This is a genomic window from Hyphomicrobiales bacterium, from assembly GCA_016710435.1.
In the GTDB taxonomy this organism is placed as follows: domain Bacteria; phylum Pseudomonadota; class Alphaproteobacteria; order Rhizobiales; family Aestuariivirgaceae; genus Aestuariivirga.
In genome coordinates, this window is record JADJVV010000001.1 from 558,131 (window position 1) to 577,595 (window position 19,465).

General features: G+C 61.3%; 19 protein-coding genes. 10 read left to right on the forward strand and 9 right to left on the reverse strand.

What is annotated here, in order from left to right; all coding sequences use genetic code 11:
• Complete coding sequence (locus IPM06_02765; protein ID MBK8769334.1) at positions 1 to 1,479, forward strand: glycerol-3-phosphate dehydrogenase; 1,479 nt, start codon at positions 1 to 3, stop codon at positions 1,477 to 1,479.
• A 3-nt stretch (positions 1,480 to 1,482) separates the two neighbouring features.
• Here the strand turns inward: IPM06_02765 and IPM06_02770 are convergent, their stop codons facing one another.
• From IPM06_02770 to IPM06_02800, 7 genes are read right to left on the reverse strand one after another with little or no spacing between them, the layout of a single operon-like run.
• On the reverse strand, positions 1,483 to 2,760 hold the full coding sequence (locus IPM06_02770) for a nucleotide sugar dehydrogenase (GenBank protein MBK8769335.1): 1,278 nt from the start codon (positions 2,758 to 2,760) through the stop codon (positions 1,483 to 1,485).
• Positions 2,761 to 2,785: 25 nt separating this feature from the next.
• Positions 2,786 to 3,796 carry an SDR family oxidoreductase gene (locus IPM06_02775; GenBank protein MBK8769336.1) on the reverse strand — a complete coding sequence of 337 codons (1,011 nt, stop codon included), beginning with the start codon at positions 3,794 to 3,796 and terminating at the stop codon, positions 2,786 to 2,788.
• A gap of 23 nt (positions 3,797 to 3,819) precedes the next feature.
• Positions 3,820 to 4,995, reverse strand: a complete 1,176-nt coding sequence (locus IPM06_02780) for a DegT/DnrJ/EryC1/StrS aminotransferase family protein (GenBank protein MBK8769337.1) — start codon at positions 4,993 to 4,995, stop codon at positions 3,820 to 3,822.
• Positions 4,996 to 5,616, reverse strand: coding sequence for an acetyltransferase (locus IPM06_02785; protein MBK8769338.1), 621 nt, complete (start codon positions 5,614 to 5,616; stop codon positions 4,996 to 4,998).
• Positions 5,613 to 6,218 (reverse strand): sugar transferase, encoded by a 606-nt coding sequence (locus IPM06_02790; protein MBK8769339.1) that lies wholly within the window; start codon positions 6,216 to 6,218, stop codon positions 5,613 to 5,615. The genes IPM06_02785 and IPM06_02790 overlap by 4 nt, the downstream gene beginning before the upstream one ends.
• On the reverse strand, positions 6,215 to 7,339 hold the full coding sequence (locus IPM06_02795) for a glycosyltransferase family 4 protein (protein MBK8769340.1): 1,125 nt from the start codon (positions 7,337 to 7,339) through the stop codon (positions 6,215 to 6,217). Before IPM06_02795 ends, IPM06_02790 begins: the two co-directional genes overlap by 4 nt.
• Positions 7,336 to 8,307: an O-antigen ligase family protein gene (locus IPM06_02800; protein ID MBK8769341.1), complete on the reverse strand. Its 972-nt coding sequence runs from the start codon at positions 8,305 to 8,307 to the stop codon at positions 7,336 to 7,338. Before IPM06_02800 ends, IPM06_02795 begins: the two co-directional genes overlap by 4 nt.
• A 680-nt stretch (positions 8,308 to 8,987) precedes the next feature.
• Between IPM06_02800 and IPM06_02805 the strand changes: the two genes are divergently transcribed.
• The 9 genes from IPM06_02805 (at position 8,988) to IPM06_02845 (ending at position 17,464) form a co-directional block, all read left to right on the forward strand.
• On the forward strand, positions 8,988 to 9,359 hold the full coding sequence (locus IPM06_02805; GenBank protein ID MBK8769342.1) for an acyltransferase: 372 nt from the start codon (positions 8,988 to 8,990) through the stop codon (positions 9,357 to 9,359).
• A complete protein-coding gene (locus tag IPM06_02810) occupies positions 9,349 to 10,668 on the forward strand; it encodes a glycosyltransferase family 4 protein (protein ID MBK8769343.1) in 1,320 nt (439 codons plus the stop codon). Before IPM06_02805 ends, IPM06_02810 begins: the two co-directional genes overlap by 11 nt.
• A gap of 156 nt (positions 10,669 to 10,824) precedes the next feature.
• Entirely contained in the window at positions 10,825 to 11,772 is a 948-nt protein-coding gene (locus tag IPM06_02815) for a Gfo/Idh/MocA family oxidoreductase (GenBank protein ID MBK8769344.1), read from the forward strand.
• Complete coding sequence (locus tag IPM06_02820; protein ID MBK8769345.1) at positions 11,772 to 12,692, forward strand: transferase; 921 nt, start codon at positions 11,772 to 11,774, stop codon at positions 12,690 to 12,692. The genes IPM06_02815 and IPM06_02820 overlap by 1 nt, the downstream gene beginning before the upstream one ends.
• Positions 12,685 to 13,428: a hypothetical protein gene (locus IPM06_02825; protein MBK8769346.1), complete on the forward strand. Its 744-nt coding sequence runs from the start codon at positions 12,685 to 12,687 to the stop codon at positions 13,426 to 13,428. Before IPM06_02820 ends, IPM06_02825 begins: the two co-directional genes overlap by 8 nt.
• Complete coding sequence (gene wecB, locus IPM06_02830) at positions 13,425 to 14,516, forward strand: UDP-N-acetylglucosamine 2-epimerase (non-hydrolyzing) (protein MBK8769347.1); 1,092 nt, start codon at positions 13,425 to 13,427, stop codon at positions 14,514 to 14,516. The genes IPM06_02825 and wecB overlap by 4 nt, the downstream gene beginning before the upstream one ends.
• A 7-nt stretch (positions 14,517 to 14,523) precedes the next feature.
• Complete coding sequence (locus tag IPM06_02835) at positions 14,524 to 15,102, forward strand: N-acetyltransferase (protein MBK8769348.1); 579 nt, start codon at positions 14,524 to 14,526, stop codon at positions 15,100 to 15,102.
• Positions 15,099 to 16,196, forward strand: a complete 1,098-nt coding sequence (locus IPM06_02840) for a DegT/DnrJ/EryC1/StrS family aminotransferase (protein ID MBK8769349.1) — start codon at positions 15,099 to 15,101, stop codon at positions 16,194 to 16,196. Before IPM06_02835 ends, IPM06_02840 begins: the two co-directional genes overlap by 4 nt.
• A 5-nt stretch (positions 16,197 to 16,201) precedes the next feature.
• Positions 16,202 to 17,464, forward strand: coding sequence for an oligosaccharide flippase family protein (locus IPM06_02845; protein ID MBK8769350.1), 1,263 nt, complete (start codon positions 16,202 to 16,204; stop codon positions 17,462 to 17,464).
• A gap of 22 nt (positions 17,465 to 17,486) precedes the next feature.
• Here the strand turns inward: IPM06_02845 and IPM06_02850 are convergent, their stop codons facing one another.
• Both IPM06_02850 and IPM06_02855 read right to left on the reverse strand, forming a co-directional pair.
• Positions 17,487 to 18,056, reverse strand: a complete 570-nt coding sequence (locus IPM06_02850) for an acyltransferase (protein ID MBK8769351.1) — start codon at positions 18,054 to 18,056, stop codon at positions 17,487 to 17,489.
• A gap of 12 nt (positions 18,057 to 18,068) precedes the next feature.
• Entirely contained in the window at positions 18,069 to 19,457 is a 1,389-nt protein-coding gene (locus IPM06_02855) for a phenylacetate--CoA ligase family protein (GenBank protein MBK8769352.1), read from the reverse strand.
• Positions 19,458 to 19,465 lie beyond the last annotated feature (8 nt).

Genomic DNA, 19,465 nt, shown 5'->3' on the forward strand with positions numbered 1-19,465 from the left:
ATGAAAGACCTGGGCAAAGTCGACCTTGTCGTGGTGGGTGGCGGCATCAATGGCGCAGGCATCGCCCGCGACGCCGCGGGCCGCGGTCTTTCGGTGCTTTTGTGTGAGAAGGGCGACCTCGCGGAAGGCACCTCGTCGCGCTCCGGCAAGCTGATCCACGGCGGTTTGCGTTATCTTGAGTATTATGAATTCCGCTTGGTGCGCGAAGCGCTGATCGAGCGCGAGGTGCTGCTGCGCGCGGCCCCCCACATTGTCTGGCCCATGCGCTTCGTGCTGCCCCATTCCCCCGAACAGCGCCCGGCCTGGCTCGTACGCCTCGGCCTTTTCCTCTACGACCACCTCGGGGGCCGCGAGCAATTGCCAGGCTGCCGCCGCATCGACCTGCGGCGCGACCCTGAAGGCAAGGCCATCAAGGACGACTACACACTGGCTTTCGAATACTCGGACTGCTGGGTGGATGACGCGCGTCTCGTGGTGTTGAACGCACTCGATGCCCAGGCCAAGGGCGCGCGGATTCTCACCCGCACCGCCGCAACAAAGGCCCGCCGCGTGAATGGCCTGTGGGAAGTGGAACTCACAGGACGCGACGGCGAAACATTCAAGGTCACGGCCAAGGCCCTCGTCAATGCCGCCGGCCCCTGGGTGGAGAATGTCATCAACGGCGTCGTGGGAGCCAATTCCGCCCGCCGTGTGCGTCTCGTCAAAGGCAGCCACATCATCGTGAAGAAGTTCTGGGAAGGGCAGAATGCCTATCTGTTCCAGAACCACGACAAGCGCGTGATTTTCGTCAATCCCTATGAAGGCAACAAGGCGCTGATCGGAACGACCGACATTCCCTACGAAGGCCGCGCCGAAGACGTGACTATCGGTGAAGACGAAATCGAATATCTGCTCAAGGCAGTGAACCGCTACAGCAAGGTGCAATTGAAGCGGAGCGATGTGGAAACATCGTTCTCCGGCGTGCGCCCGCTCTACGACGACAACGCAGCCAACCCCTCGGCCGTCACGCGCGACTATGTCTTCGATGTGGAAGGTGCGCCGCCGCTGCTTTCCGTCTTCGGCGGCAAGATCACCACTTACCGCAAGCTTGCCGAACATGCCCTGCAGAAACTGAGACCCACATTTCCGGCCATGGGTGCCGACTGGACCTCCGGCGGAGCACTGCCCGGTGGCGGCCTGGGCGCGGGTGGATTTGCGGGCTACCTGAAGGACCTGACGGCCCGCCATCCCTGGCTGCCCGCTGCGGTGGCCCGCCACTATGTCCGCCTCTACGGCACCCTGTCCGAAAAGATCATCGGCGATGCGACGGCCCTCAGCGGCCTCGGCCAGCATCTCGGCGACACGCTTTACACCGCAGAAGTCAACTACCTGCGCCGCCACGAATGGGCCGTGTCGGCGGAGGATATACTCTACCGCCGCACCAAGACCGGACTGCACATGACGGAGGCAGAACGGAAAGCCGTGGAAGCGCTGTTCTGAGGCCTAGAGGCTCCAATAGGTGACGCGCGGCGGCATCTTCCCCGGACCGAAGATCGACTTCACATCGGCAAATATGCCGCCGGGCGTCAGCATGGCCATCATGCAGGGCAGCGCCTTGACGTAGCTGCTGTGACCGACGGCCAATACGACGGCGTCGAGATCGACAAATGACTCCAGGGGCGACAGCGAGAGACCGTATTCCTCCTGCGCCGCATGGGCATCCGCCATGGGGTCGTGGATGATGGGCGTGATTCCAAATTCCTTCAATTCCGCGATGATGTCCGGCACCTTCGAATTGCGCAGGTCTGGCACGTCTTCCTTGAAGGTGAGGCCGAGCACACCGACACGCGCGCCGCTCACAGGCTTCTTGGCCTGCACCAGAAGTTTGATCAGCTTTGCCGCAACAAAACGACCCATGTCATCGTTGAGTCGACGTCCCGCGAGGATGACCTGCGGGTGATAGCCCAGCGCCTCCGCGCAGGAGGTCAGGTAATAAGGATCAACGCCGATGCAGTGGCCGCCCACCAGACCCGGCGCAAACTTCAGGAAGTTCCATTTCGTCCCGGCGGCCTCAAGCACGTCTCTCGTGCGCACGCCCATCCGGTCCAGAATGATGGCGAGTTCATTCATCAGTGCGATGTTGATGTCGCGCTGCGTGTTCTCCAGGACCTTCGCCGCTTCGGCAACCTTGATGGACGGCGCCACATGAAGGCCAGCCTTCACCACGGCACCATAGACAGCCTTCACCCGCTCCAGCGTCTCCGCACTGTCTGCAGAAACGATCTTGGTGATGGTTTCAAGCCGGTGCTGCTTGTCGCCGGGGTTGATGCGCTCGGGTGAATATCCGAGGGCAAAGTCGCGTCCGCACACGAGGCCGGAATACTTCTCCAGCAGCGGGCCGCAGAAGTCCTCCGTCACGCCCGGATAGACGGTTGATTCGAAAACCACGACAGCGCCCTTGCGCAGCGCTGGCCCGACGAAAGAACAGGCCCCTTCCAGCGGGCTGAGATCGGGCCGCCGCTCCCGGTCGATGGGCGTCGGCACGGTGATGATGAAGAAAGTGGCGCCTGCCAGATCGTCGGGATTTCCGGAGACGCGCAGCCCGCAAGACTGCAATGTCCCCGTGTCAATCTCGCCCGTCCAGTCTTCGCCCTTCTGCAACGTGTCGATGCGGCGCTTCGAAATATCGAACCCCACAGTCGCCGGGAAGGCCTTGGCGAGCGCCACGGCCACGGGAAGGCCCACATAGCCGAGGCCAATCACTGCGATTTTTTCAGACATTCTCATCCCCCTCGTTCTTCCGTCCTCACGGCCGCGATTGCGCCACATACCATGGCATCGCCTTTTCAAGGCCCGCCTTCACATCGAACTGTGGGTCATAGCCCAGCATGTCGCGGGCCTTGGAAATGTCGGCCTGCGAGTGGCGGACATCGCCGGCGCGGAATTCGGCATGGACCGGATCGCGCCGGTAGTGAACCTGCAAGCGGGACAGTTCATCCCGCAGCATCATGAAAAGCTCGTTCAGCGTGGTGCGGTGCCCCACCGCAACATTGTACACTTCGCCCTGCGCCTCTTCGGGCGCCAGCGAGGCGAGGATGTTCGCCTGCACGGCATTATCAACGTAGCAGAAGTCCCGGCTGGTCTTGCCGTCACCGTTGATGGTGATGTCGTGGTCGGCAATCATGGCGGCGGTCCACTTCGGGATCACTGCCGCATAGGCTCCGTCCGGATCCTGGCGCGGACCGAAGACATTGAAGTATCGCAAACCCGTGGCGCGGAAGCCGAAGCTCCGCTTGTAGTTCCGCGCATAGATCTCGTTCACCAGCTTGCTCACCGCATAGGGAGACAGCGGTTCACCGATGCGATGCTCGATCTTGGGAAGGTTGGGCTCGTCACCATAGGTCGAACTCGACGCCGCATAGACGAAGCTTCGCGTCTTCTCCCGCCGTGCCGCATCCATGACATTGAGGAAGCCCCCGACGTTCACCTCGTTCGTGGTGATGGGATCGGCGAGCGACCGCGGCACCGAACCAAGCCCGGCCTGGTGCAGGACATGCGACACACCTTTCATCGCGGCTGTGCAGGTGTCACGGTTCCTGATATCACCCTCGATGAATTCAAATCTTTCCGCCGCTTCCGCTCCGACGGCAACACGCACGGCTTCGATGTTCTTGCGGAAACCGGTGGCGAAATTGTCCAGTGCTCGGACGCGCTGGCCGTCGCGCAGCAGCTTCTCCACGATGTTGGAGCCAATGAACCCCGCCACGCCGGTCACCAGCCAGAGGCCGCCGGTATACTGGTACTGTTTCACCGTCATGGCGCGTTCCCCCGTGCCGTGCGTTAGCGTTGCGCCAGCCGCAGGACATCCTGCAACGCGCTGCACGTACGGCTGATCTCGGCTTCCGTCAATGTGGGGTGCACGAGGAACATGATGCTGGTCTCGCCCAACTTGCGGGCGATGGGCAGCCGCGTGGCCGGGCGGCTCGACGTGTTGTCGAAAGCCTTCTCCAGATAGATCTCCGAAGCCGACCCATGATAGACGGGAATGCCCCGTTCATTCAGTTCCGAGATCATGCGGTCCCGGCTCCAGCCATCCTTCAGCGCCTCCGACCTTGCAAAAATGTAGGCGCGGTAAAATCCGTGAGTGACATGGGCGGGAATCTCCGGAACGCGCACGGCCGAGAAATTCGCGGCGGCGTCGAAGATGGCGGATGCATTGCGTTGGCGCGCCGCATGCCACTGCGGCATGCGCTTGAGCTGGATGCGGCCAATGACAGCCTGCATTTCGAGCATCCGCCAATTGGTGCCGATGGTTTCATGGACCAGCCGTGGGCCGGGCGGATGTTCGCGGTTGAACATGGCGTCCCAGTCCTTGCCGTGGTCCTTGTAGGACCAGCCCCTGAGCCACCTCTCCTTGTTGGCCAGCGTGACCATGCCGCCTTCGCCGCCTGTGGTCATGATCTTGTCCTGGCAGAACGACCAGGCTGCCATGTCGGATTGTGAGCCCACGGGTGTGCCGCGCCACGCCGCGCCGTGGGCCTGGGCGCAATCTTCCACAAGCAGAAGATTACGGGCCTTGGCGAGATCACGAAACCCGTCCATGTCGCAGGGCCAGCCCGCAAGGTGCACGAGACAGATCGCCTTCGTGCGCGGCGTGATCACGCGCGCCGCCGTCTCCGGCGTGATATTCTGCGTGTCAGGATCAACATCCGCAAAGATGGGCGTGGCGCCCGCCGTGGCGATCGACGATGCCGACGCCATGAACGTCCGTGGTGTGACGATGACTTCGTCTCCCGCCCCGATGCCAAGGACCTTCCAGCACAGGTCCAGCGCCAGCGTGCCGTTGGCAAGCGCAATCGCATGTGGCACCCCGCACCAGGCTGCAAACTCGGACTGGAACGACTTCACCTGATCGCCCGTCCACTGGTTCACGCGGTTCGACAGAAGCACCTGAGAGACAGCATCTGCCTCTTCCTGGGTGAAACTGGGCCACGGGGAAAAACCGGTATTCAACATTCAACGAACCTCTCTGGCGGGCACGCCAACCACACGCGCGCCATCCGGGACATGTGACACAACGGCAGCGCCCGCACCAACCATGGCATTCGCACCGATCTGTATTCCCTCCCGCACCACCGCACCGATGCCGATCCACGTGCCTTCGCCCACCGACACACCGCCCGCGAGATGCACACCGGGCGAAATGTGCACGCCATCGCCGATCCGGCAATCGTGGTCAACCGTGGCGCCCGTGTTCACAATCACGCCACGTCCCAGCACAGCCCCCGCATTGATCGCGGCCTGCGGCATGACAACAGTCCCGGCCTCCAGCGTGGCGTGGCGCGAAACGAAGGCAGTGGGATGGATGAGGAGCGGAACAATGTGTCCCTGCGCTGATACCTGCTGCAAAAGATCCATCCGCTTGCCGCAATGACCGATGGCCACAAACACACGTGCTCCTCGGGGCAACGCTTCCATTCCGCGGCCCACCACGGGCCAATGCAAGTTGGCGTCAACGCCGGGCCAGCGGTTGTCCAGAAAACGGACATCATCCCAACCGGTGGCTTCAGCGATTTCCGCGACCACGCGGCCATGCCCCCCCGCACCCAGGATGAACAGCGTCTGCGAAGGGGTCATTCCACAACCTCGTTTCCGCCGGTGAAGGGCGGCATGGTGGCATGACCTTCATTGCTGATGCCCTTGCGCGACACAACCGCCATCAACGTCTTCCACAAAATCCTGAAATCCAGAGTCATGCTGCGATTGTCGACATACCACACATCGAGGGCGAACTTCTCTTCCCAGGAAAGCGCGTTGCGGCCATTCACCTGCGCCCAACCTGTGATACCCGGGCGCACCTCATGGCGGCGGGCTTGCTGCGGCGAGTAGAGCGGCAGATATTCCATGAGCAGCGGTCGCGGCCCCACCAGACTCATGTCGCCCTTCAGCACATTCCACAGTTCCGGCAACTCGTCGAGGCTGGCGGCACGCATGCGCATACCAAAGGGCGTGAGCCGCCGCGCGTCGGCCAGTGGTGCACCATCTGGGCCTGCGGCGTTCAGCATGGTGCGAAACTTGTACATGCGGAACGGCCGGCCCCGAAGCCCGGGCCTGACCTGCGAAAACAGGACGGGACGGCCAAGATTGTGGCGGACGAGAAGCGCAAGCACCAGCAGCAGCGGACTGAGCAGAACCAGCCCAGCGGCGGAAATGACAATGTCGAACAGCCGTTTCATCATGGCGCCGGAAGAATACCCGCCTTGCGCAGCGTATCCAAGGCCACCGCATCCGCATCGTATTTTTCTTCGGCGATCCGGCGGGATTGTTGGCCCATGGCCGAAACCCGCGCCGGCTCGCGCGCCAGCGCAATCATGGCCTGCGCCAGGGCCGTGGCGTCCCGCGGCGGCACCAGCAATCCGTTCACGCCATGCTCCACCGTTTCACGGCAGCCGGGGGCGTCGGTGGTGATGATGGCCCGCCCCATGGCCATGCCTTCCAGCACCGAGCGCGGCGTGCCTTCCCGGTAGGACGGCAGGACGACAACGGAGGCCTGGGCAATGGCCGGACGGACATCGGACAAGCGCCCGAGGAAATTGAGACCTTCTGCGCACCAGCCATCAAGCTCGTCGCGGGTGATGGAGTTGGGGGATTCATCAATCCAGCCGACCAGAGACGTGGTCGCGCCTGGAACCTGCGCGCGCAGCTCCGCCGCGGCCTTGGCGTATTCGCGCACCCCCTTGTCCTTGAGCAGGCGTGCGATCATCAGGAAATGCGGGCGCTCCGGCAGGGGCGACACAGCGAACTGGCTGCAATCCACCCCCGATCCATTGACGAGATGAACAGGCGACGTCGCGGCGAGAAGGCCTTGCTCCCGGAACAAGGCTACGTCGTCCGGGTTCTGGAAGATGATGGACGTGGCCCGCGGCAGTGACAGGCCATAGAGAAACCGCGCGGCCAGGCGGGCAACCTTGCGCCGCGCTTCGCTACCGTCCGTGAAAGCGTAGCCGAGACCCGTGATCATCACCGACCGCGTCGGGACGCCGGCCAAACGGGCGGCGAGCAATCCGTAATTCACCGGCTTGGCCGTGTAGGCCAGAATGTACCGGGGCTTCTCGCGCTTGAAGAACCGGTACAGGGCGACAATGCCCAGCAGGTCCTTGAGGGGATTCATGCCGGTGCGGGCGAAGCGCACAAGTTCGGCCCGGGCACCCAGCCCCGCGATGGCGCTTCGGCTGGAGGAGTCGAGATCAGGCGCAACGGCCGTGACCGAAAGCCCCTGCTGCACCATCCGCCGCACCAGCGGTGCGCGAAAATTGCTGACGGACTCTGCCAGCGAGGCAACAATCACGACAGAATTCATCTCCGGCCACCAAGGTCTGAGTAACCGGTGATCCATGGCTCCATGGCGGGAGTGCCGGACGGCACATCTCGTTGGCGCCGCACAGGCAAGGGGCGCGACTGCAGCACGTTCTTCCGTTCGATGATGAGCCGGCAGGCGATGGAAATCACGAAGAGAATCCAGAATTCACGCTTGCGCAGATGATACGTATACATCCACGAAACGCCCAACCCCACAAGGAAGGGCAGGAAGTAGGAAAGGAACCGCGCCTCGATGCTGGCCTTTCCGGCAGACTTCATGAGATGAAAAATCCACACAGCCATGAAAACCGCATAAAATCCGAAGCCGAAAACGCCTGTGTTGGCAAGGACCGACAGGTAGGTGCTGTGGATCTCGTATTTCGTCGTGTATTGCCCGATGATGTTGCCAAGACCCGCGCCCAGCAGCGGATGCTCGTTCAGCGCCCGGAACGTCGCTGCGAGGTTGTCGCCGAAGAATCCTTCGCTGAAGTCCTCGATGGCATCCTCGCGGAACTTGTATTCAAAGCGCCAGCGCATCGATTCCACATGCTCGATGCTGTATTGGAAAAGATAGTAGAGCAGCGGGCCTGCGATCAGACAGAGGAAGATGAAGCCGACTGCGATCTTCCTGTCGCGCGCGGAGCCTACAAATGCCAAGCGCAAGGCGAAGAGGCCGATGCCGATGGTGAAGCCGATGAGAGCCGCCCGTTTGAAGGTGAACAGGAGGGCCGTGACCAGCAGCGCGATGGAAACAATGTTCAATGTGTTGCGCTTGATCAGTCCTGACATCAAAGCGGGAATTGCCACCGCAAGCGCCACGCCAAAATAAGCGCCCGCCTGCCCTGTGTTGCGGAAGGTCCCCGTGACGGCACCGCCAGGTTTGTCTACAAACAAATTGGGAAGGAAGAAGAACTGCACAAGTCCCGCGACGGCAAGTACCGCAGAACCGACGACAAAAAACCCGACCACATCTTGTATTGTGATTTGCGGATTGTTGAGGACGAGATTGAGAAGCGCCAGTGAGACCGGAGGCGACGGAGGGGGGGCCGGCCGGGGGGGTTGAAAGTGCCCCGGGGTCAGCGCGACCGCGAGGAAACACAGGAAGAAGAAATACTCGGCTGTGAATTGGACGCGGCGCAGCGTCACCAGACTCATCTCACACCATCCAGTCCTCGGAGGACCATGCCCGGGTAACCAGACAGCACGAAGTAGGCCAGCAGCAAAAGGGCAAGAAAGTATTTCATTTCGGGGCCCTGCGGGCGCTAAGTGATTTGCGGTAACTTATTGCAACTTTTTGTATTTTCTGCAATCCCGGCGACTGTAACTCGAGCACAAGGCGGCATTGAAATGGGATGCCAGATCATGCCTTTGTGTGCCGCCGCGGAGAGAGGTTCATGCAGGTGCGACACTATTGGGAAAGGGCGGTGCTGCTTGTTTCCCAGATTTCCATGCGAGGCCGGCTCTCCCTGAGCCCCGCCGTCCGGTGTGCGCCCGGCGTACGGTTTCGCGGATGGGCCATTGTCGATTGCCGCAACGGCGGCGAAATTGCGATTGGCGACTCAACGGTCATCAACTCCCGCAATTACGGCTATCACCTCAACATGTTTGCTCCCTGCAAGCTGATGGCAGACGTGGCCGGTGCGAAGATCATTATCGGCAGGAACTGCCGTATCCATGGCAGTGCCATTCACGCCCAGGACAGAATCACGATCGGTGACAACTGTCTGATTGCGGCAAACGCGCAGATTTTTGACGGCAATGCGCATGCCCTCAGCCTCAACGATCCTGCGAACCGCATCAACACGCGCGGTGAGGCAAAGCCGATCGTGATCGGCAATTCCGTCTGGATTGGAACCGGTGCCATCATTCTCCCGGGCACGGTGATTGGCGACGGCGCCGTGATTGCGGCCAATGCAGTCGTGCGCGGAGTGGTGCCGGAGCGTTCGGTCTTTGCCGGGAACCCGGCGGTGATCGTACGGCAGCCCGACCCTTCCAAGTCAGGGTCAACGCATGAGTCCTGATACGCCAGCGCGGACCCGCGAGGTCGTTCTTGTCTCCTATGCCTATCCGCCGTCTTCCTCACCGGGAGCGGTGCGCCTGACCCGCCTGCTGGCGCGGCTACCGGCCCTGGGGTGGCGGTGCAGCGTGGTGACGGTGGGACAGGCCGTGGCCCTCCGATCCAGCGGTGCAGCGGACCCGTTGGCGGGTGATCCTTCCCGCCTGTTGCGCATCGACGATCCGCTTGCGGTCGTCGCAGGCAAGGCCGCCGTGTCGCGCGCGCCGGGCAAGCGCAGCCTGTTGCGCCGCATGGCAGAACACCTGATCTTTCCGGACCGGACGATCCTTTGGGCCCTGAAGCTGCGCAAGGCGCGGCCCTGGGCACGGCAGATCGCACCGCAGGTCGTGCATTCCACATCGCCTGCCCTCTCGGCGCACATCGCCGCCATGGGTATCGCCCGCGCCACGGGTGCGAAATGGGTTGCAGAATTCCGCGATCCGGCAAGCTGGCTTGCCCGCGGAGACAAGACGCCCGCCATGAAGCGCTGGCTGCTTGCAAGGCTGGAAGCCTTTATCGTCGCACGGGCCGACGCAACTGTCGTCGTCTCCGAGGCCTTTGCCGAATATTTCCGGTCGCGCTACCCCGGCCGCCCCATTCACTCCATCCCCAACGGCGCGGAGTTCGACGCCAAGGTGCTGGAAGCGGCCAAGCAGTCGCGCCGGGACAGGCAGGCCTCTGCCGCATCGCGCCCCTTCGTGCTTGTCCATGCCGGGGAACTCTACGGTGGCGCGCGCAATCCCGCGCCGTTAATTGCCGCGGCGAAGCGGGCGCAAGCCCTGACGGAGCGTCCCATCGTCCTGCGCTTCATCGGCGCCGACTCGGCGATTGCGGGCAGCGCCGCACAGACCCTCGACGCCACGCACCTCGTGGATGTGGTGGGCCCAATGTCCCACGCCCAATCCATGCAGGAAATGTCGAACGCCGACGCGGTTGTTGCGTTGCTGCACGACGATCCGCTGGGCCGCATCGGCATCATGTCCAAGTTCTTCGACTATGCCGTAACCGCCAACCCGGTCCTTGTGGTGGGCGAGCGTGTGGCAATGTTGAGCCGCATCGTGGAGGAGAACGGCATGGGGCGCGCCTGCGAGTATGCCGACATTGATGGCATGGCCACATGGATCGCGGACCTGGCCCGGCAACCCCACATGTTTGACTATGATTGCGTGGATGTGTGCCGGCGCTGGTCCGCAGATGCCATGGCAGCCTCATTGGCGAAGCTGTTTGACGTGCTGGTGCCGGGCGGCGGAGCACCCCCCGGCCATGCGGCATGAGGACTCTCCCGCCAAGCCGAGATTGCAACGATTCAGCAATGCTGTTAGATCGCGTATATCATTGCTTCGATTGGTTTCTTGGTCTGCGGAAGCGGTGCAGTGTTGGGGTCTTGGGCCGTAAGTTGGCCGGCTGCTGAGGGGGATATCGTTCGCGCCATGCGGAATTTTGCTTTGATCGGTGCTGCCGGATACATCGCGCCACGCCACATGCGGGCGATCAAGGAGACGGGCAACGCCCTGACGGTCGCATTCGACGTCAACGACTCGGTGGGCGTCATCGACAGCCACTTTCCCGAGGCCGAATTCTTTACAGAGTTCGAGCGCTTCGACCGCCACATCTACAAGCTCGCGCGCAACAAGGCGGCGAACGCCGTCGATTTCGTCTCGATCTGTTCGCCCAACTACCTGCACGACGCGCACTGCCGTTTCGCCATGCGTTCCGGCGCCGATGCGATCTGCGAAAAGCCCATCGTCCTCAATCCGTGGAACCTCGACGGCCTTGTCGAGATGGAACGGGACACCGGAAAGCGCGTCTTCACCATCCTGCAACTGCGCCACCACCCGGCAATCGTGAAACTGAGGGAGGACGTGCGCGCCAACGCCAGCGGCAAGAAATATGAGGTGGACCTTGCTTACATCACCTCGCGCGGCAAGTGGTACATGCAGAGCTGGAAAGCCGACCTCAACAAGTCCGGCGGCATCGCCACGAATATCGGCGTGCATTTCTTCGACATGCTGCACTACGTGTTCGGCGCCCTGCAGGAGAACCGCGTCCACCTTCACGAAGACAAGCGCGCCGCGGGGTATCTCGAATTCGAGCACGCCCGCGTGCGCTGGTACCTGTCGATCGACATTGAGGACGTCCCCGCACCAGCCCGGGCCAAAGGCCAGACGACGTGGCGTTCCATCACCGTGGACGGCAAGGAGATCGAATTCTCCGGCGGCTTCACCGACCTTCACACCCTCTCGTACCAGGCCATCCTCGCCGGAAATGGCTTCCCGCTCGAAGAAAACCGCTGCGCCATCGAAGCGGTGGCCCATATCCGGAAGACGTCGCCAGGAGTGAACAACAGCCAGGCGCACCCGCTGCTGGAACGGCGGTGATGCAGAACGGGGCGGCCACGGTTGCGCAGATCATGGAGGTGCTGCAACAGAACGGCCTCCTGGCAACAAGTCCAGCCACATACAGCGATATTCGGCTCACGGGCGTTTCCGTTTCCGCCAACCCCTTGCCCCAGACGCTGTTTTTTGTGTCGGATCCGCGGCGCATGCCCCCGCAGCGGCCTGGAAATTCAGTAGTGATTTGCAAGTCCGTTGAAATCGCGAACGACGGCGGTCCCTATATCACCACAAGCCATCCCCGGCTTGCATTTGGATTGGCCGTGAAGGCGTTCTGGGCTGAGAAGGTGCACCTTGGAAAGATTCACCCGACCTCTGTCATCCACCCCACGGCACACATCGACGTCACGGCGTCAATCGGACCTTTCTGCGTGGTGGGTGCACATAGTTCGGTGGGACAACGTACAGTCTTGTCCAATTCCGTGACTCTCGGACCCAATGTCAGGATTGGACACGATTGCCAGGTGCGTTCCGGAACCGTCATCGGCGAAGACGGCTTTGGCGTTGAAACTCTTGAACAGCGTTCCACCTTCCGGCTTCCGCACATAGGTGGCGTGATAGTCGGCAATCACGTGAACATCGGAAGCCTGAACTCGATTGCCTCAGGCACAGTATCTCAGACGACCATTGCCGACCACGTTCAGACGGATAATCTTGTTCACATCGCCCACAATGTTTCGATAGGACCATGCTCGCTTCTGACCGCCTGCGTGGAAATCAGCGGAAGTGCGAGGATTGGGAGCAACGTGTGGCTCGGACCCAACTGCTCGATCATGAATGCAATCAGCATCGGAGACCGGGCCCTTGTCGGTCTCGGTGCAGTGGTGACCAAGAGTGTGAGGGACAACGAAGTCGTCGCCGGCAATCCCGCCCGATTCATCAGATGGCGCCGCGAAAATGAGTGAATTCTCCGAGCCCGCCTACAGGCAGATCATCAGCAGCTTTGTCTCTGCCGGATATACGACCGTGGGCTTTGATTCTCCACGGCCCCAGGCGCGCCAGTTCATTCTGCGGCACGACATCGATTTTTCGCTGGAGCACGCCACGCGGCAGGCGGAAATCAACGCAGAACTGGGCGTGCAGGCCACGTTCTTCTTTCTGGCGACGACAGAGCACTACAATCTTTTCGGGGCGGCAGGCCGGCAGTGTCTGCGGAGCATGAAAGCCAATGGCCAGTGGATTGGCATCCACCTCGACGTGGCAGACTACGACGCGGGAATGGATATCGACAAGATCGCCAAACACGAGCTGATGCTCTTCGCCGCTATACTCGGCGGAAGTCCGGCGGCGATCAGCTTTCACCGCCCGGTCCCTGCCCTGCTCGGCAGGAGCGGCACTCTGGCCGGCCTTCCGCACGCATATGAGCCGCGGTTCATTTCTGACGTGGACTACTGTTCCGACAGCAACGGCGCGTTTCATCACGGCCACCCGCTGGAGCGGGAGGCGTTCCGCCTGGGCAAGCCGATGCAACTCCTCACGCACCCGATCTGGTGGATGGACCTGCCTGCAGGAGCACCGCTCTCAAGACTGGACCACCTTCTCCACCGCAAGCAGGCAGCGCTGCAACAAAGCTTTGCCCGCAACTGCAAACTCTATGCAGCCCATCACAACGAAGTCACAGAGGTTGGCCCGTCAACATGACTGAGAAATTCATCACCCATGTTGTGGGCAACAGGCCGCATTTCATGAAACTTGCGCCCGTGGACGCGGCACTCCGGGACATCGGAATCCGGACGGAAGTGCTGCATACCGGTCAGCATTTCGACGAGTCCCTGTCTGGCCAGTTTCTCAAGGAAATGGAGATCACGGTCACGGCAACTTTTGCTGCGGCGAGCGGCGGCCACGCGCAACAGACGGCCAGCATGATGGCGGCGTTAGAAAAATACTGGCTTGGACAACCGAGGTTACCCAGCGTGGTGCTCGTTTACGGCGACACCAACTCCACGCTCGCGTCAGCCCTGACGGCAGCAAAACTCGATATACTCGTGGCACACGTGGAAGGGGGTGTGAGAGCGGGCATGATGGAAGCCCAGATGCCCGAGGAAAAGAACAGGCTGGTCGTGGATGTGCTGTCAAACTGGATTTACACGCCGACGGACTTGTGCAGCAACAATCTGAGGCGGGAAGGCTATGCCGAAGACCGCATCGTCCAGGTTGGAGATGTCATGTTCGACCACGCCCTCAAGCAGGCGCGGGCGGCGAAGGCGCCGGGTATTTCCGGCAAGCCTTACGTTTTGGCAACCGTTCACCGGGCCGAGAACACCGACAATCTGGACCGCCTGCAGTCGATTCTTGATGCACTCGCCGGCCTGGCGGACAAGTATGTTGTCGTCCTGTCGCTTCACCCGAGGACAAGCAACGCCATGAAGAGTTCTCCGAGATTTGACCGCTATGGTGAGCGTCTCCACATCATTCCGCCAGTGAATCATCTGGAAATGATTGCGCTGGTCAAGGGTGCGGAGCTTGTCCTGTCAGATTCCGGCGGGCTGCCACGCGAAGCCGCGTTTCTGGGAAAGAAGAGCGTTCTTCTGCGTCGCCAGGCGGTCTGGGATGAGTTGGTGGATCAGGGCTTTTCGGAACTGGCGCCACCGGATGCGCCGGAAAGCATTCCCCGCGCAGCCTACAAACTGCTGGCCTCGGGAAGGCCAACCACCACCCTCGTTGGCTTTGGCGATGGCGATGCGTCCATCAAGATCGCGAGCCACCTTCACAAGATGATCGGAAGCTGAGACTACCATGATCCACCCCACAGCCATCGTTGATGAAGGGGCCAGCATCGGCGAGGGTTCGCGGATCTGGCATTGGGTTCATGTGTGTGCCGGAGCCCGCATCGGCGCCAACTGCTCGCTGGGTCAGAATGTTTTCGTGGGCAACCGCGTCATCATCGGCAATGGCGTGAAAATCCAGAACAATGTCTCCGTCTATGATGACGTTGTGCTTGAAGATGACGTGTTCTGCGGCCCTTCCATGGTTTTCACCAACGTCTACAATCCGCGCGCCGCGGTGGAGCGAAAATCGGAGTACCGGCCCACGCGTGTTCGTACGGGTGCCACGTTGGGCGCAAATTGCACCATCATGTGCGGCATCACCATCGGGCGTCATGCCTTCGTGGGTGCTGGCGCCGTGGTGCTGAAGAACGTGCCCGATTATGCCCTGATGGTCGGAAATCCGGCCCGGCACATCGGATGGATGAGTGCCCACGGTGAACGCCTCGACCTGCCGTTGACCGGAGACGGCGCGGCCCGCTGCCTTGCGACCGGTGAGGACTATCGCCTTGCCAAAGGCGTGGTCACGCGCGCCGGAGACAAGTCATGATTCCCTTCATCGATCTCGGAGCACAGCAGCGGAAAATTCGTGCATCCCTCGACAGGCGCATGGCGAAGGTGCTCACCGAAGGACAGTACATCCTCGGGCCAGAGGTCGATGAACTTGAGAATGCACTGACCGCATTCGCAGGCGCCTCCCATTGTATTTCCGTTGCCAATGGCACTGATGCCTTGCAGATCGCCATGATGGCGCTGGGTGTCGGCCCGGGCGACGAAGTCATCACGCCATCCTTCAGCTATTTTGCCACGGCGGAGACGGTAGCCATCCTCGGCGCAAGGCCGGTCTTCGTGGATATCGATCCCGTGTCATATCTGGTGCAGGCCGGCGCCATTGCCGATGCAATCACAAGCCGAACCAAGGCGATCATCCCCGTATCGCTTTACGGGCAATGCCCGGACTTCACGGCCATCAACAATGTCGCCGCACGTCACGGCATTCCCCTCATCGAAGACGCCGCACAGAGTTTTGGTGCACGCCAGGGCGAAAAGCGAAGCTGCAATCTCTCGCGCATCGCCTGCACCAGTTTCTTCCCATCCAAACCGCTGGGCTGCTACGGCGATGGCGGTGCCGTATTCACGAGCGACCCGGACCTCGCAAAGGCGATCCGGCAGATTGCACGGCATGGCCAGGAGCGGCGCTACCTGCATACGCGGATCGGCGTGAACAGCCGTCTAGATACTTTGCAGGCAGCAATCCTGCTCGCCAAGCTGGAGGTGTTTGAAGCCGAGATCGCCGCCCGGCAAGCCGTCGCGCAGATGTACGCGAAGGAACTGCGCGCCCGCACAAACATCGCGCCACCTCTGACGTTGCCTGGCAATAGCAGCGTCTGGGCGCAATTCACCGTGCGTGTTCCGAACCGTGACAAGGTGGCCGAGAACCTCAGGAAGGCTGGCATACCCACGGCCGTGCACTACCCCCTGCCCCTGCATCGCCAGCCTGCCATTCTGGATGCAAGCTGCCATGCACCGGCAAGCGAGACAGCGGCGGCAGAGGTTCTCAGTCTTCCCATGCACCCCTATCTCAGTGAGGCGGATGTGGCGGGCATTGTGCAGGCGCTCGCCGGCGCGATGGCGATGGGCTGAAGCGCATGGCCAGCCTGCGCAGCGCCCTGAGCAGCCGCTTTGCAAGACAGGTCTTCACGCTCTCGGCAGGCTCTGCGCTCTCGCAGGCGATTCCGCTCGCGGCGAGCCCGATACTGACACGCATTTATGCGGCGGAGGATTTCGGCGTCTATGTCATGGTGCTGGCCATCAGCGCCGTTCTGCTCACGGTATCGAGCTTGCGTCTCGACGCCGCCATCCTGCAGGTGCGCCACGCAAGACAAATCAAGCCTCTCATCACCCTGGGCTTTCTCGCAATCCTCGTGATCAACGTTGCCGTCGCACTCGCGATTGCGCTGTGCATCGCCTTCGCGTGGTTTCCCGCGGCTCTTGCCAAGGCAGGTTACTGGCTGCTCGTGATACCACTGTTGACGACCGCCAATGCGGTGCAGAACCTGTTCATTGCCATCAATATCCGCGACGGTTCATTCCGCACGATTTCAACGGCGACGGTGCAGAAGGCCGCCGCCTCGACAGTTGTGCAGATCGCACTGGGATGGTTGGGATTTGGCATTGGCGGACTGTTCGCAGGTTCGCTGGTGGCCTCCCTCGCCGCCAACCAGAGACTTATTTCCGGCAAGGCTGAACTTGGCGGTTCCTGGCGCGCCGGCCGCCGCCGTCTGGCAGCGACAGCCCGGCGCTTCTCCGATTTCCCGCTCTACACCATGCCCGGCACCTTGATAAACAGTCTCGCCCTCAACAGCGTGGTGATGCTTCTCGGCATTCAACACAGCGCCCACGATGTTGGACAATTTGGCCTGGCCCAACGCAGCGTCGCAGGGCCATCGAAGACCATTTCGGATGCCGTGGGCCAGGTGTTCCTGCAACGCGCCTCCTTGCAGAAGGACAACCCCGCCGCCCTGCGCTCTCTCTATCTCAGGACGGCGCTGATGCTGGCAGCAGTGGCCATCGCCGTGCTGTTGCCCCTCAGTTTCTGGCTTGAAGAAATCTTTGCCTTCGTCTTCGGGAGCCAGTGGCGTCTGGCCGGGAGCATTTCGGCAATTCTCCTGCCCCTGATCGGCATACGCTTCGTTGTTTCTCCCATCAGCGGGATCACCTATTTCAGGGGCATGAATGCCTTTGGAATGGTGATGCAGATTGCAATTTTGTTCGGCATTCTGGCGTCGTTCTGGGTCGCCTACGCGTGGCAGCTGGACCTGTTGCAAACGGTCAGGATTTACACTGCAGTTGGTTGCCTGACCTACGTTGCATTCGGCGTCTTGGGATTTGCGAAACTTCGGGACAACTGAGCTTCCGTCCCGTGCGTTCCATTCAGGCGGCGGAGTTCTTGCTTACAACTCTTGCCGGAATACCCGCCAATACACAGTGGCCATCGGCAAACGATTTGGTGACAACAGCCCCCGCACCGACAACCGTATGCGGACCCAGGACGACGCCAGGCAGAATGACCGCGTTCATTCCGATCCAGCAGTCATTGCCAATTCGCACGTCCTCTCCGGCAGCATGCACCGCAAGGCTGCCCTGCTGGTGATTGGTGGTGATGATCCCGACGTTCGGCGCAATATACGTGCCCCTGCCGATGGAAATATCGGCACCGAGATTCTGGAAATAGCTTCCGGTTGTCTGGAAGTTGTTTAGGTCATCTGGATGAAAGACAATTCGTGATGGCCGGGATATCGTGCAGCCCAGCGCAGCGGGAAACGGATATGGAGTGGCCAGTCGCAGGATGTTTCTGGTCCATACTGACCTCAGCGCATAGCCGATGCCCGAGTTGCCGCTCTCGAAATGCCGCCCGGTGAGATATCGCTTGTCGTAGAAGGCCCGCAACGCCAACAGGATCAGCGGTCGCAGAAGATTGATTGCAGCAGATTTGACTCGCATCGCGTTACCCCATCACCGCTGGACAGTTTCGCGTGAGCTTGTCTTCAACCCAATCACCGCACGCAGTTTTCCATTGGCGCCGCGGGGAAGTGCTGAGGAGTGCTCAACGTGCCGCACCGTCATCGCGCCACAGCGCAGACGGATTTCATCGTCAACAACAGCGAGATGCTCAGGCCTGAAAGTTGCGGCGTCGGGCACGTAGTGAAGTTCCAGCGTGTCTTCAGCCGATTGCACGATCTGACATTCGCGGATGCTGGAGGGCGACTTCTTGAACACGGGATCAAGACGCCCGACCGGGCCCCGCTCAGGGCTCATCACATAATCTTCCTGGCGGCCCGCGAGGTTGCGCAGACGCGGAAATCCGGGGCGTTTGCGGGTGAAGCCATCGAGGGCGCCGGTATCGCCGATGCGGTAGCGGATCAGCGGATAGGCATGCGTGTGGAAAGACGTCACAAGCATCTCGCCCGTCTCGCCCCGCGCAACAGGTTCCGCGGTGCCGGGTTTCACAATCTCGATGATGCCCGTCTGCGGCAGCACGGCGATCTCGCCGTCTTCATCCTCGCAGGCAAGTGGCGCTCCTTCCGACGATCCGTACTGCGTCTTGACCGGACATCGGAATGCTTCGGCAATCACTTCCCGCTGGAAATCCTCCAGCGTTTCCGCCGTGGTCATGACGAGCTTGGGGCGGATGGTCCACTTGCGGCGCAGCAGGGCGTGGCGGGCAAGCAGATAGATGGAAGATGGATAACCATCGATCAGCTCCGGTTCATACGACTGGATGCGATCAAGATACCGGTCAAGATGCTGCGCCGTCATGTGATAGGACGACATGAACATCTGCCGGGAGGCGTGGTTCATCCTCCAGAAGATTTCATTTTCATCTGCATTGGGAAACAGCGTGCGGCCACTGAAGCGCACCTTGCGGCTGTGGCGCGTCACGCCATACCAGTTCCACATCCGCTCCCATGCGGCCATGCGGTACTGCATGTCATCCGGCCGGTAGAAGACCGTGATCGGTGTACCGGTGGTTCCGCTGGTATGGGACTCGATCAGCTTCGGCGGCAATCCACTGCAGCGGATATCCTGCGTGCGATGACGCAGCGCGTCCTTTTCCAGAACCGGCAGCCGCCGCAGGTCATCCAGCGACCGCAGTGGCGCATCATCTGGCACGGTCTCGCGATAATAGGCGGAGTGTGAACGGGCGTGTGACACGGTTTCGCGCAAGCGGTGAAGGACCATGGCCTCCACTTCCTGCTGGGACAGCGATTCAAACGCGGCGTGCTCGGCGATCATCGCCGGGCTGCCCCTGCGCACTCTGTTGAGAAGAGCGCCCTGCATCGAAATCAAGGCATTCTGCGCCCAGATGGGCGATGCTGCGTAGACACTGTCTTTGACCGACATGAAGCTGA

Bases quoted from the DNA above. Each gene is read 5' to 3' on its own strand.
- IPM06_02765 (MBK8769334.1), top strand. From the start codon at position 1: ATGAAAGACCTGGGCAAAGTCGACCTTGTCGTGGTGGGTGGCGGCATC.
- IPM06_02770 (MBK8769335.1), bottom strand. From the start codon at position 2,760: ATGTCTGAAAAAATCGCAGTGATTGGCCTCGGCTATGTGGGCCTTCCC.
- IPM06_02775 (MBK8769336.1), bottom strand. From the start codon at position 3,796: ATGACGGTGAAACAGTACCAGTATACCGGCGGCCTCTGGCTGGTGACC.
- IPM06_02780 (MBK8769337.1), bottom strand. From the start codon at position 4,995: ATGTTGAATACCGGTTTTTCCCCGTGGCCCAGTTTCACCCAGGAAGAG.
- IPM06_02785 (MBK8769338.1), bottom strand. From the start codon at position 5,616: ATGACCCCTTCGCAGACGCTGTTCATCCTGGGTGCGGGGGGGCATGGC.
- IPM06_02790 (MBK8769339.1), bottom strand. From the start codon at position 6,218: ATGATGAAACGGCTGTTCGACATTGTCATTTCCGCCGCTGGGCTGGTT.
- IPM06_02795 (MBK8769340.1), bottom strand. From the start codon at position 7,339: ATGAATTCTGTCGTGATTGTTGCCTCGCTGGCAGAGTCCGTCAGCAAT.
- IPM06_02810 (MBK8769343.1), top strand. From the start codon at position 9,349: ATGAGTCCTGATACGCCAGCGCGGACCCGCGAGGTCGTTCTTGTCTCC.
- IPM06_02815 (MBK8769344.1), top strand. From the start codon at position 10,825: ATGCGGAATTTTGCTTTGATCGGTGCTGCCGGATACATCGCGCCACGC.
- IPM06_02820 (MBK8769345.1), top strand. From the start codon at position 11,772: ATGCAGAACGGGGCGGCCACGGTTGCGCAGATCATGGAGGTGCTGCAA.
- IPM06_02825 (MBK8769346.1), top strand. From the start codon at position 12,685: ATGAGTGAATTCTCCGAGCCCGCCTACAGGCAGATCATCAGCAGCTTT.
- wecB (MBK8769347.1), top strand. From the start codon at position 13,425: ATGACTGAGAAATTCATCACCCATGTTGTGGGCAACAGGCCGCATTTC.
- IPM06_02835 (MBK8769348.1), top strand. From the start codon at position 14,524: ATGATCCACCCCACAGCCATCGTTGATGAAGGGGCCAGCATCGGCGAG.
- IPM06_02840 (MBK8769349.1), top strand. From the start codon at position 15,099: ATGATTCCCTTCATCGATCTCGGAGCACAGCAGCGGAAAATTCGTGCA.
- IPM06_02845 (MBK8769350.1), top strand. From the start codon at position 16,202: ATGGCCAGCCTGCGCAGCGCCCTGAGCAGCCGCTTTGCAAGACAGGTC.
- IPM06_02850 (MBK8769351.1), bottom strand. From the start codon at position 18,056: ATGCGAGTCAAATCTGCTGCAATCAATCTTCTGCGACCGCTGATCCTG.
- IPM06_02855 (MBK8769352.1), bottom strand. From the start codon at position 19,457: ATGTCGGTCAAAGACAGTGTCTACGCAGCATCGCCCATCTGGGCGCAG.